A 12,380-nucleotide genomic window follows, 5' to 3' on the forward strand; every position below is an offset into this window, starting at 1 on the left:
AAAATATGAATATTCTATATAAAACATCTATGTTATTTTTAGCTGTAACTCTGTTTACAGCATGCGGCGATAAGACCAAGGAATCAGAGCCTGCTGCAGCTGAGGCAAAACCTGCAGCACAGGCAGACATTGTAGAGATTACCGCAGAGCAATATAATTCAGCAGCTATCGAACTCGGCTCCATTGAATCAAAAGCGCTAAGTGGCACTACCAAGGTAAATGGCATACTTGATGTTCCTCCGCAGAATCTTGTTTCCATATCTACACCGTTTGGAGGCTTTGTGAAGAGTACAACATTGTTACAGGGAATGAAAGTAAGCAAAGGCCAGCTCGTGGCCATGATGCAAAACCCTGATTATATACAGCCTCAGCAGGATTATATCGATCTTAAAAGCCAGTTGAACTATTTGAAACAGGATTATGATCGTCAGCTGCAATTGTCGAAAGAAAATGTTAATGCGTTAAAAACATTACAGAAATCCAAATCAGAATATGAGAGTGTCCGCGCACGCGTTGCAGGGCTTAAATCAAAACTGCAGTTAATGAATGTCAATATTTCAAGCCTTGAAAAGGGAACTATACAAAGCTCAATTCCATTATATTCACCGATAAATGGGTATGTGACCCAAGTAAATACAAATATTGGCGCTTTTGTAAATTCTGAAGATGTTCTCTTTAAAATTGCCGACACGGGAAATCTTCACGCTGAACTTACCGTATTTGAAAAAGATGTTCCAAAACTTCAAATAGGTCAAAAAGTAAGGTTCACACTTGCAAATGAAACGAAAGAAAGAACCGCTACTGTAACTTTAATCGGTAGAGAAATCAGTGCAGAAAGAACGGTGCAGATCCACTGTAAATTAGATCAGAATGATAAGAATCTCTTGCCCGGTATGTATCTGAAAGCCCTCGTTGAGAGCGGAAGCTCACAGGTCCCTGCAGTAGTTTCAAAAGCTGTTGTGGAATTCGAAGGGAGTAAATATATCTTTGTAGCAGATGGCCAGACAAAAGATAAGCATGGTAATGTAAACCGTTTTAAATTAATGAACGTTAAAACAGGAATCTCAGAATTGAACTATACTGAAATCATTTTTGATGAACAGACTGATTATAAAAACCTTAAAATAGTTATTAATGGCGCTTATGATTTACTGTCGAAAATGAAAAACAGCGGCGAAGAAGATTAGCACCCCGATACACAGTTCTTTATAAGCTCAGAATTCCGAGCTGGTCTAAATTGTCATATACTGCCATTAGTTTTGCTAGTGGCCGTAGTGACAAACATTTGTCCTGCAGACTGTTTTATCTTAAACAAATAACCACGAAGAGGATAAATAAGCGGTCTTTAAGAGAATAGTAAAAGGACAAATACAAAAGATGATCAAACCAACTGGGATGTAAGCTGATCAAAAAGCGACAAATCATGATCAGCAGGCTTGGAAGGCAAATTTAGTGCAACTGGAAACAGATATGTTAATATTAAATAAAATATACAGCAGTGGAAATACTTTCTGAAGTTTTAGGATATGCATTTTTACCCGTAATAACCATAATCGCTGGAGGGGCTGTCGGACTTTACAAAAATCCTGGCGGTTTAATTCGCAGTTCCATTTTACATTTTGCTGCGGGTGTTGTTTTTTCTGTAGTAGCTGTGGAACTTTTACCTGATATTGTTAAAAATCATCTGCCTATTGAGGTTGGAATAGGTTTTAGCATGGGGATTGTTTTAATGCTTTTTGTAAAGTATTTTACAGAAAGAAACCAAAAAACAGAAAATGCGCTAAATGAAAATAAAGATCGGCTGCCATTCGGCCTGCTTAGTGCTCTAATCATTGATTTAATTATTGATGGGCTTTTGCTTGGTATTGGGTTTGCCGCTGGCAAGAAGGAAGGAATACTGCTTTCTGTTGCGCTGGGTTTGGAAACATTTTCTTTAGGGCTGGCCGTAGTGATAGCCTGTCGCAAAAGCAGCTTTTCAAAGTCAGAAAACTTTTTGATTTTGGCAGGACTTGGCCTGACCTTCTTTATTGGAGCGCTCTTGGGAATAACTTTACTTTCTCACCTGTCTCAGGAATTATTAGAATTACTGCTTTCATTTGGTTTAGCGGCCTTGCTGTTTCTTGTAACAGAAGAACTGCTGACTGAGGCTCATGAAGAAAAAGAGTCGCCAATCCAGACAGCCTGTTTTTTTCTTGGTTTCCTGTTATTTTTAATACTGGGTATGATGAACTGATGTAATTAAACAAATTGATGCAACATTGATTCATTATAACAATATCTGGCGGCTGACATGTACTTGTACTGCTTGTTTTTTGGAAAGAAATTCTGCCTTTACGAAAACTTCCTTAAGGTTGAATCTATTTTTTTAGGATGATTTGATCTTGCGGCTTAATTATTTTTAATTTCTGCTCACTTTGATTCATAAGAATGCATTTGAGTTAGACTAAGACAAGAAAAGTTTAAGTGTATGGCACTTCACACCGAGGTTTTAAGATCAGAAAAAAATCATATAAACTTTGTTGGCATACTAAATTAAATACCTGATGCGATTAAGATATTATTAATCTACGTCTACAACATTGAGATTCAAAAAAAATGGCTTTTGAAAAATTGTGATTTGGGCATAATGTAAAGCACTCCCACTATTTTTAAGTCCAAGCCTCAATAAATAAAAAGCACTAAAAAAGTTGCTTGTATGCCGATTGCTATTTTTTGAATTGCCTTACAATGTCTTTTAGCGACAGTAAATATTGTTGTACAATTTTTAGTATATACAAATAGAACTCTAATTTTTAATTAAAACGATACATCATATGTTTTATAAACAATTTTTATCACCAAGATACGCCCTTATAAGGGATTTAATCTTATTTTTTATATCTGCTTCATTTCTTTTGCGGCTCTTATTTTTTATATGGCAGTATCAGGAAGTTTCATGGAAGATATTGGACCTGCTTCGAACACTTTTTACCGGACTTTTTTATGATATAGGAGCAATTTCCTTTCTTATATTTCCAGCAGTGCTATACTATGCAGTTATGCCTAATAAATGGATTGGAACATATACTGATAAAATCCTAATCTGGCTCTTCACATTCCTTATCGTATTTATATTGGTATTAGTTTTTTTTGCCGAAATTACATTTTGGGACGAATTCAGAACTAGATTCAATTTTATTGCTGTTGACTACCTGATCTATACCCATGAGGTAGTGGCCAATATCGAAGAGTCATATCCGATGCCACTCTTAATTGGAGGAACCGTTCTAATCTCCTTGATCATCATTTTGATCTTTAAATGGCGGGAATCATTTCGAAAAACTTTTGAGTTTATCGCCAAACCTTCCACTAGAATAGCCTTTTTATCCATAACTGTAGTTATTATGGCATTCTTTACTTCTTACATTTCAAATGCACAGGCAGAGTGGTCTGCTAACCGTTATAATTCTGAAATTTCAAAATCTGGAATTTATTCTTTCTTTGCGGCCTTTCGCAACAATCAAATGAAGTATGATGAATTTTATACTTCAATTGATGATGACAAGGCTTTTAAATTGGTTCGAAGTAAACTGTCAGATTCAAATGCCAGCTTTACGGGTAAATATCCTTCAATACATAGAAAGATTAATGACTCTTTGAAATTATCATCAAAAAGAAATGTTGTTTTTATCCTGGTGGAGAGCCTTAGTGCCAGTTTTCTTAAAGAATTTGGAAATGAGCAGGATATCACACCCTTTATGGACAGTCTGGCTCAAAAAAGCATTTTTTTTGAAAATATTTTTGCCACCGGGACAAGAACTGTCCGCGGAATGGAAGCTGTGACATTATCAATCCCTCCAACTCCTGGGCAAAGTATTGTAAAAAGACCTGAAAACCAAAATCTCTTTACTGTTGCCAGCGTCTTTAAGGAAAAACAATACGATTGTAATTTCTTTTACGGCGGGGATGGCTATTTTGACAATATGAATTCCTATTTCGGCGGTAATGGTTTTACTATTCATGACCATGGACGTGGAAGTGTGCTAAGTGACCAGATTAGAACCATCAGAAATAATATTGAGGACCATGAAATTACATTTGAAAATGCCTGGGGTATTTGCGATGAGGATATCTATAATAAAATGTTAAGTGTTGCCGACAAACAATATACAGAAGGTGTTCCATTCTTTAATTTTATCATGACAACCTCCAACCACAGACCTTATACCTATCCCTCAGGAAAAATTGACATACCTTCGGGAACAAGCCGTGAAGGAGCCGTAAAATATACTGATTTTGCACTTCAGGAATTATTTAAAAAAGCTTCCAAAAAAGAATGGTATAAAAATACCATTTTTGTCATAATTGGTGATCACTGTGCCAGCAGTGCAGGAAAAGATGCCATTGATGTAGCCAACTACCATATTCCAGCCATGATTATAAATCTTCCAGCATCTCAAAACCAAAAGATTCCAAAATTGTGTTCGCAAATAGACATCTTTCCTACTCTTTTTGGCGTTATGAACTGGAGCTATCAGACCAATTTTTTTGGTAAAGACGTCTTAAAGAATTCATTTGAACAACGTGCTTTTTTGGGAACATACCGTAAACTAGCCTTGATGAAGAGAAATAAAGTAATGATCCTATCCGATCAAAAAAGACAGTCGTTTTACAAATGGAAAAAAGAAGACAACAGTCTATTGGAAATACCGATGGACAGGGCTTTTCTAAAAGAAACGATTGCATGGTATCAGACGGCAGATCATTTTTTTACCAATAAATTATTGAAATAATTTTAATTACAAATTAATTGCAGAAAAAAACAGTACCAGTACACACCTAATGCAGGTTTTTTTTCGTCTATTACTATGATTCTTCGACAAATCCCATCCAATTGGTCCAGAACCATAAGAGAAATTACTTTAAGAGAACCTATATCAAGAATGTATAACTTTAAAAATTTTACAAATGAAAAAAGGAAAACAGCCGGTATACAAGAGTCATTCCCGCTACAGCAGGAAAACTTCCAAGTCCATGAAAAGATTGCGGGATCTTGCTATATTTTTTGCTATTCTGGTAATTATTGCAGGCATCGTTATATCGATGATGTATTTATACCATTATTATCTTAAAAATTAAGCAGATAAAACATACTCTAGCCTTACAAACTAATTTTCAGCAATGCAAATTACTATATCATCACTTGCTTACATTCCTATATCAATTCTTGTAATACTTATAATTATGGCACTTCAGGAAGAATTCGAGAAACAAAGTATATGGCTGCTTAAATACGGGAAAACATTTCCCCACATTATGCTTCTTATAGGTTATTTATTACTGCTTAAGTCTGAAAAAAATCCAAATGGGCTAATCTTAAGACAATCACCTTTTGAAAGCTTATTTGAATATTTATGCCTGGCAATAAGCCTTCTAGGATGCACCATTAGAATACTCACCGTAGGTTACACTCCCAGTATTCCAACACATGAACATAAAAAAACAGGTGTATCTAATCATTATAGTTCTGGTACTTATTCGATGGTCAGGCATCCTTTGTATTTAGGCAATTTTATAATATGGCTTGGAATGATTGTCATCACCGGTGACTTTTGGTTCATCTTTGCCTTTGCACTTTTATATTTTATATATCTTGAAAGAATAATGATGGCGAAAGAAAGGCAATTAAAAAGTACGTTTGGTTTTAAATACTCTCGCTGGGCTGAAAAAGTACCTGCAATACTTCCTAATGTCTGGCTGTATAAAAAGTCACACTCACCTTTTAACTGGAAAAAAATAAGAAAGAGTGAAAGCGGGCGTCTCTGCAGTACATTTTTTATTTTCTTTGTGTTTGAAATTTCCTGTCAGTTAATGCAAGGAAAAAACAACTATAATTTTGTATCACTTATAATAAGTTTGATCTTCGGTATTATTTATATCTTTGAAAACTTGAAATCCATAATTTCCTTTTTCCGGAGATTAATTGTAAAAATGAGGTAAGAGTGTAAATAGAATTAAATCCGAAGAAATCTCTAAATGGATATTATTATTTACAAAATGATTAAATATTCATAAATATTACATTATCATTGAAATTATCCGGGAATGTATTGTCCAATATAATAGTGCCGTATCTGGATGCATAAAGCCATTAATGCATCCAGAGGGGGCCTATATTTGATAAAAAATAATTCCCCAGTATATTATTTTCAGATTACTACAATCTTTTTTTTGAAATACTGTTAGACAGCCCGCACAATTTGGCAATAAATTTAACCATATACTGTTCTTTTACAAATAAAACTGTTTGATGCTAGATTAAGGTAAGGCCAATGATAAATTACTCTAAAGCCTCTCAAAAATAGTTACTCAAAAACCTTTGCTATACGATTCATACTTTATATTTGAGATAGCCATTTACCGTAAAGTTTTCAGTATTAATTTTAATTATGAATTCCATCTTTATAAAAAAGTCATTATTTGATCTTTTTATATCTAAGAATAGGACTACTTTTGGATCAAACCGCCTATTATGTTAATACTTAGGGCCAAAATAATAGTATTAAAAAAAAAGGAAAGCATACCATGCAGTAAAACTATTCTCCTGATATGCCTTGCCGTGATACTAACATCGGATACCTGAAATGTGGTTCCCAGAACAAACGAAAAATAACAAAAATCCAAATAATCCGGCGTATTGTCTTCAGGAAAATTCAAACCTCCAAATACACGCCTCCCAGCTTTTTCTTCTCCCACAGCATAGTATAAATGTGCGTATTTAAATGTAAAAGTCGTGTGAACCAGCCACCAGGCCAATATGGCTGAGAAAACCGTAAGTAAAATATGAATAAGCAATTCAGTTCCTTTCATTTCACCTGAAGTCCTATAAAACAAAACAATAGCAATCAAACTAATTATAGAAGCCATCAAAATCAATATCATAATTAAAGAGCGACCTGAATCCTGCTTCTCTGCAATTTTATGCAAATCTTTAGGATGACAGCTTAAAATTGTCATCCAGCATAAAAGAAGATAGGCGCCAGAGAAAGCCAGCCATGAAGCCATCCAATGTACGGATGCTTTTTCAGTATTTTCCAACATAAAAAACATAGCAGCACCAATGGATAATGATATATATAATCGAAGATTACTGTCAATCTTGCTCATCCAAATTATCTTTGATTTCAAAATATTTAATTTAAATTATTTAATCATCTCCCGTAGAATATTGATTGATTATTTTAAGATTCATTAGCAATAAAACCGACACCTCTTACAGTCCTAAGTCTTTCATCGGTAGCAGAGATCCGAAGTTTTTTTCTTATATTACTCATAAAAACATCAATAATGCCTGCGTCATACTCATAGTCTGAACTCCATACCTCCTTAATAATATCTACGCGAGAACATACTTGTCCTTTATGCCGCAGCAGATAAGCCAGCAGCAGAAATTCTTTACGCGTCAGTAGAACCTCTCGACCTGATTTAAAAACTTTATAAGTATTCATTTTTATATTTATATCTGAAAGCCAGTATTCGCGCTCTGAATTTTGTGCTTTTCTTTCATATGCCATAATTCTTGAAATTAATTCCTCAAGACTAAACGGCTTTTTTATATAATCATTTGCTCCATGCTCCAGAGCAACGATGGTGTCCTCGAGTGTATCTTTTGTGGTGAGAAAAATTATAGGCGTCTGGGTATCGGATACACGGATTGCCTGGCATACTTCTATTCCCGCAACCGTAGGAAGAATCCAGTTCAGAAGAATCAAATCATAGTTTCTTGTAGCTGCTCTAAGAACTCCTTCCTTACCATCCTCAGCGGTATGCACAAAATGTCCTGCTTCCTCGAGTCCAATGCGCAGGAAGTTTACAAATTTTGGTTGGTCATCAATTATTAGAATATTCATTTTTAAGACGGTAATTAATTGTTGGAGATTTAGGGCTCCCTGATTTTAAAAGTGTTTATCTGGAAACCTGCCAAATGTTTGTGCATTTTATTCAGCGACCCTAAAATAATTTGCGAACATAATCCGCAATTCATTTTAATAAACAGAAAAATAAAGATAGATGGCACAGTACATAGATAAATTGTGCTGACATACTGATTCAATACGCTAACCAAGCATGTATTGTATCAATATGCAGACAATTCTCCCCAAGGGATTGTGTCCTGTAAGTGAAAAGACATTTTGGCTATGCCTCACCCCGCTCTTGCGGTGGCTGCCATATTGAACTAAGGTAATCAGACCTCAAGGATTGATATACTATTAAATTAGTCTCGGTAATCACAATGCTAATGGGAAAAACTAGCATATTGTTGATTGGAAGAGAAATATCACACTTACAGGTAATACAGTGGCAGACGGAACAGCATAATTCTTTATTACTATCACAGCCAGCATTTCTTTGTTCGGAAACTACTGTCCTCCCGCCACTGCTAGAAATTTCCATATCTAGACAGGGAATGAAAAGTACGGTCAGTAAATGTACCGCCAACAAGATTACGAAAATAGATTTCTGATAAGTCATTATTGTAAATTTACAAAAAAGAAAAAGAAAAGTAATTTATATTTTATAAAATCCGGTAATTTAATAATATAAGCAGATAAAAAAAGCCCCTTTAATCAAAAGACTATAAGGGGACTTTTTGGCATTCTCTACTTTTATTTGCTTTGTTTATGATGCTCACCTTCTTTATGATGTTCTATTTCATCGTGGTGTTCTAATTCATCATGATGTTCCGGATGATTTTTTCCCTGTTCTCCTTCATGATGTTCCGGATGCTGGTGATGTTCCTTATGTTTGTCATGTTCCGGATGTACATGCCCCTCTTTTTTTTCTGTGTTCATAATGTAAATATTTAATTAATAAATTAGTCTTACAAATACCTGAAAATAATTTACTAACGGCACCTGTATTTATTTACACTAATTTACATCATAATTCAAAGTAGTTTCTTAAGATTAAACTAAGATTTAATAAATAACAAAAAATTAAGATGTTATATTATTTTTAAACCTTAGAAATTTAAATTTTAAAAAAGTAAACAAATCTCAATTTTTATAGTAGAAAAATATATTTTTCATTTTTATTACTGTGTTCAGCAAACGATTTTGTGCTACAAGTTTCCTGTTATAATTAACCTTGTATATAGTTCTAACTAAAGAGAGTCTACCCTCAAATAATTTATATAAAATTAAAATATTTTTAGACACTTTTTTCTATATGATATTAGCTTCCCATTTTTTTATAAACATTCAAAGATAAAATATTAATTATCTAAAAAAAATATTTAGATTTGTCTAAAAATTAAAACATGTACTACATAAATATTTTTTTAAATAAATCTTTATTGCTGATAATGTCATCTTTAATATTATTATCATGCGAAACATCGTATGTAGAGCTTCCCGCCGATGATGAATTATTAGACGGCCCAATTGAGGGGTTATCCGCTTCGCAAGCTTCGCAATTTTTACGTGGTGATATCGCAGTGAATGAAGTTTTTACCAGAGCTACGGGCCTAGGATCAACGTTTGTTGGCACAAGCTGTATTAATTGTCATGCCGGAGACGGCAAAGGACATCTCTTTACAAGCTTGGTTCGTTTCGGACAAGTGGACGACACCGGTAACAAATTCCTGGATCAGGGAGGTCCCCAGCTCCAAAACCGTGCCTTGCCGGGTTTTCTGCCAGAAGAGATTCCTTCAGGTGCTACTTTTTCCAGGTTTACCCCTCCCGCCATTACCGGGCTTGGTTTTTTACAATATGTTTCAGACGCGGACATATTGGCTATGACAGATCCTGAAGACTTAGATAACGACGGTATTTCGGGTACCGTAAACTGGATCAGTATTCCCAATTATTCTATTACTGGTGCAAATACGATATCTCAAAATGGAAAATATATTGGAAGGTATGGCAAAAAAGCCTCCGCTTATGATTTATTACATCAGACAGTGAATGCTTACAATCAGGATATGGGAATTACATCATTATTTAATCCCATTGATCATTATACTAATTTAGAAATTGACCCTGAAATCCTAACGGCTAAAGTCAATGATGTTGTTTTTTACTTAAGCACTTTAAAAGCCCCGATTCAGCGAAATCAAAGTGATCCCATTGTTATTCGCGGTAAAAACATCTTTACTCAAATTAATTGTGTGGCTTGTCATAAAAGCGAACTTAAGACAAGTTATTCTCCTATAAGCTTTCTTTCTTATAAAACTTTTGCACCCTATACCGATTTGCTTTTACATGATATGGGAAAAGAATTAGACGACCGTTATACAGAAGGCACCGCCAAAACCTATGAATGGAGAACTCCTCCACTTTGGGGAATTGGTCTTTCAGAAAATTCACAAGGCGGCAATTTATTCCTAATGCATGACGGGCGTGCAAAAACTATTGATGAGGCCATAAAACTGCATGGCGGCGAGGCCGAGCAAAGTAGAAATGCATTTGGGCAGCTTTTTAAAGAAGATAGAGAAGCTTTACTGAAATTTATAAAATCATTATAATAATGGATAGAAAACAATTTTTAAAAACATGTGGTTTTGGATGTCTTGCAGGAATATCCGGAGTAACTTTATTACAAAGCTGTGCTTCTTCTCAGATCCTTTCAAGGGAGATTAAAGATACCGATCTTTTAGTTCCTGTTTCTGATTTTATATTACAAAAAGGAACCAAAACAGAATTTAAAAAATACATAATCATTCAAAATGAAGTATTAAAAGCTCCAATTTGCGTATATCGGTTTGACCAAAGGGATTATTGCGCCATGTTTATGTTATGTACACATCAAGGTGCGGAATTACAGGTTTTTGGGGATAAGCTCCAATGCCCTGCGCACGGAAGTGAATTCAGCAGTCGTGGTATTTTGGAGAACGGTCCAGCCAATACAGATCTTAGGAGATTTCCGGTAGTAATAGAAAATGACATTCTAAAAATATCTTTAAAATGAGATTAAAACTACCTTTAGTTCTGGCAATCGCTTTTTTCTCTTACGCAAATTGCTGTGCACAAATTGACCCAAGTTTACTAAAAAGAGTTCCTAAAGATACTGTAAAAAACATCTTAAATATGGATGCCCTTTATAGTAGACCTGCATTGAATATAAATAAAACACCGATTTCTATTGGCGGGTACATTGAAATGAACTGGCAAAAACTAACCACAGACGGAGTATCAGAAGGTCATCAATTTCAAGCCAGAAGATTGTCTATTTTCATGTCATCAGCCATTAGTAGAAGGGTAAAGTTTTTAAGTGAAATTGAATTTGAAGACGGAGGAAAAGAAATTGCAATTGAATTTGCATCTATAGATATCGAATTTGACCCTTTGGTAAATTTAAGGGCCGGAATAATTTTGAATCCAATAGGTTCTTTCAATCAAAATCATGACGGACCCAAATGGGAATTTACCGATCGGCCAATTTCATCCACGCAAATGCTGCCCGATACATTTAGCAATGCAGGTGCGGGACTTTTTGGAAAAAAATACACAAAAAACTGGATGTTTGGATATGAAGCTTATTTATCGGGAAGTTTTGATAATTCTATAATTGAGAATACCGAAAATAAAACTTTCCTGCCGGCAGCAAAAAATAACCCTGAAAGATTTGAAGAAATAAATAGCGGTGAGCCTTTATTTACAGGAAAAATAGCGCTTAGAAATAACAAAATAGGTGAAATGGGAATTTCATATATGGGAGGAATATATAACAAATTCCAGGATGATGCAGTGACGATTGACAAGAAAAGACGCGTAGCAGTTTTTGCCTTGGACTTTAACACTACACTGCCAAAAATCAGAACTTTTATTACCACAGAATTTGCCTGGATTTATGTTGATGTTCCAGAAACTTATTCTCAACAATTCGGCAACAAGCAAAAAGGCGGCTTCATAGATATTGTTCAGCCGATCCTGAGAAGATCAATTCTGGGATGGGAAAAAGCAACTTTAAATATCGCATGCAGATTAGAATATGTCGACTGGAATGTTGGAAAATTTAAGGAAACAGGAACCAATATCGGTGAAGACTTATGGAGCATAATGCCTGCCATTAGTTTCAGGCCCAGCTCTCAAACAGTAATTCGTCTGAATTACCGATATTTAAAACAAAAAGATATTTTTTCTAATCCCGCTTCTGTTACTGATGGCTTTAATTTAGGAATTTCAACCTATTTTTAATTTTATAAGCCCTGATTGTATCGGTATATACCCTATACATTTAAGCGTGGCATGAAAATTGTCTTATATAAAAAAATTAACTCTAAAACAATTCAATATGAAAAACAGGCTTAACTGCTGGAAATGTGTGATTGTACTTACCGGTATAATGGGATTTGTTTCCTTTTTTTCGCAATATTAAAATTTTAATATAACTACAAATTA

At 34.7% G+C, this 12,380-nt stretch carries 10 protein-coding genes; 7 read left to right on the top strand and 3 right to left on the bottom strand.

The features are described from left to right. Positions 1-5: 5 nt before the first annotated feature. From ACZ0AH_RS17405 to ACZ0AH_RS17420, 4 genes are all read left to right on the top strand, one after another. Positions 6-1,187, top strand: coding sequence for an efflux RND transporter periplasmic adaptor subunit (locus ACZ0AH_RS17405; RefSeq protein WP_463477051.1), 1,182 nt, complete (start codon positions 6-8; stop codon positions 1,185-1,187). Between the two features lie 311 nt (positions 1,188-1,498). Then, the gene (locus tag ACZ0AH_RS17410) at positions 1,499-2,233 is read left to right on the top strand and encodes a ZIP family metal transporter (RefSeq protein WP_463477052.1); all 735 of its coding nucleotides are present in this window, start codon (positions 1,499-1,501) and stop codon (positions 2,231-2,233) included. Between the two features lie 580 nt (positions 2,234-2,813). Next, positions 2,814-4,772: an LTA synthase family protein gene (locus ACZ0AH_RS17415; RefSeq protein ID WP_463477053.1), complete on the top strand. Its 1,959-nt coding sequence runs from the start codon at positions 2,814-2,816 to the stop codon at positions 4,770-4,772. A 451-nt stretch (positions 4,773-5,223) separates the two neighbouring features. Beyond that, on the top strand, positions 5,224-5,979 hold the full coding sequence (locus ACZ0AH_RS17420) for a methyltransferase family protein (protein ID WP_463477054.1): 756 nt from the start codon (positions 5,224-5,226) through the stop codon (positions 5,977-5,979). 507 nt (positions 5,980-6,486) lie between these two features. Here ACZ0AH_RS17420 and ACZ0AH_RS17425 read toward each other — a convergent pair. The 3 genes from ACZ0AH_RS17425 to ACZ0AH_RS17435 all read right to left on the bottom strand — a co-directional run bounded on the left by ACZ0AH_RS17425 (position 6,487) and on the right by ACZ0AH_RS17435 (position 8,831). Continuing rightward, complete coding sequence (locus tag ACZ0AH_RS17425; RefSeq protein WP_463477055.1) at positions 6,487-7,167, bottom strand: DUF1345 domain-containing protein; 681 nt, start codon at positions 7,165-7,167, stop codon at positions 6,487-6,489. A gap of 53 nt (positions 7,168-7,220) precedes the next feature. Next, entirely contained in the window at positions 7,221-7,889 is a 669-nt protein-coding gene (locus tag ACZ0AH_RS17430) for a response regulator transcription factor (RefSeq protein WP_395421237.1), read from the bottom strand. Between the two features lie 756 nt (positions 7,890-8,645). Continuing rightward, positions 8,646-8,831: a hypothetical protein gene (locus tag ACZ0AH_RS17435; RefSeq protein WP_463477056.1), complete on the bottom strand. Its 186-nt coding sequence runs from the start codon at positions 8,829-8,831 to the stop codon at positions 8,646-8,648. Positions 8,832-9,343: 512 nt separating this feature from the next. On the opposite strand from ACZ0AH_RS17435, the gene ACZ0AH_RS17440 reads away from it, so the two are divergent. The 3 genes from ACZ0AH_RS17440 to ACZ0AH_RS17450 are packed head-to-tail and all read left to right on the top strand — an operon-like array spanning position 9,344 to position 12,176. Next, positions 9,344-10,504 (top strand): di-heme oxidoredictase family protein, encoded by a 1,161-nt coding sequence (locus ACZ0AH_RS17440; RefSeq protein ID WP_463477057.1) that lies wholly within the window; start codon positions 9,344-9,346, stop codon positions 10,502-10,504. Between the two features lie 2 nt (positions 10,505-10,506). Next, the gene (locus ACZ0AH_RS17445) at positions 10,507-10,947 is read left to right on the top strand and encodes a QcrA and Rieske domain-containing protein (protein WP_463477058.1); all 441 of its coding nucleotides are present in this window, start codon (positions 10,507-10,509) and stop codon (positions 10,945-10,947) included. Continuing rightward, positions 10,944-12,176: a hypothetical protein gene (locus ACZ0AH_RS17450; protein ID WP_463477059.1), complete on the top strand. Its 1,233-nt coding sequence runs from the start codon at positions 10,944-10,946 to the stop codon at positions 12,174-12,176. The genes ACZ0AH_RS17445 and ACZ0AH_RS17450 overlap by 4 nt, the downstream gene beginning before the upstream one ends. Positions 12,177-12,380 lie beyond the last annotated feature (204 nt).

This window comes from Flavobacterium sp. AC105, assembly GCF_979258495.1.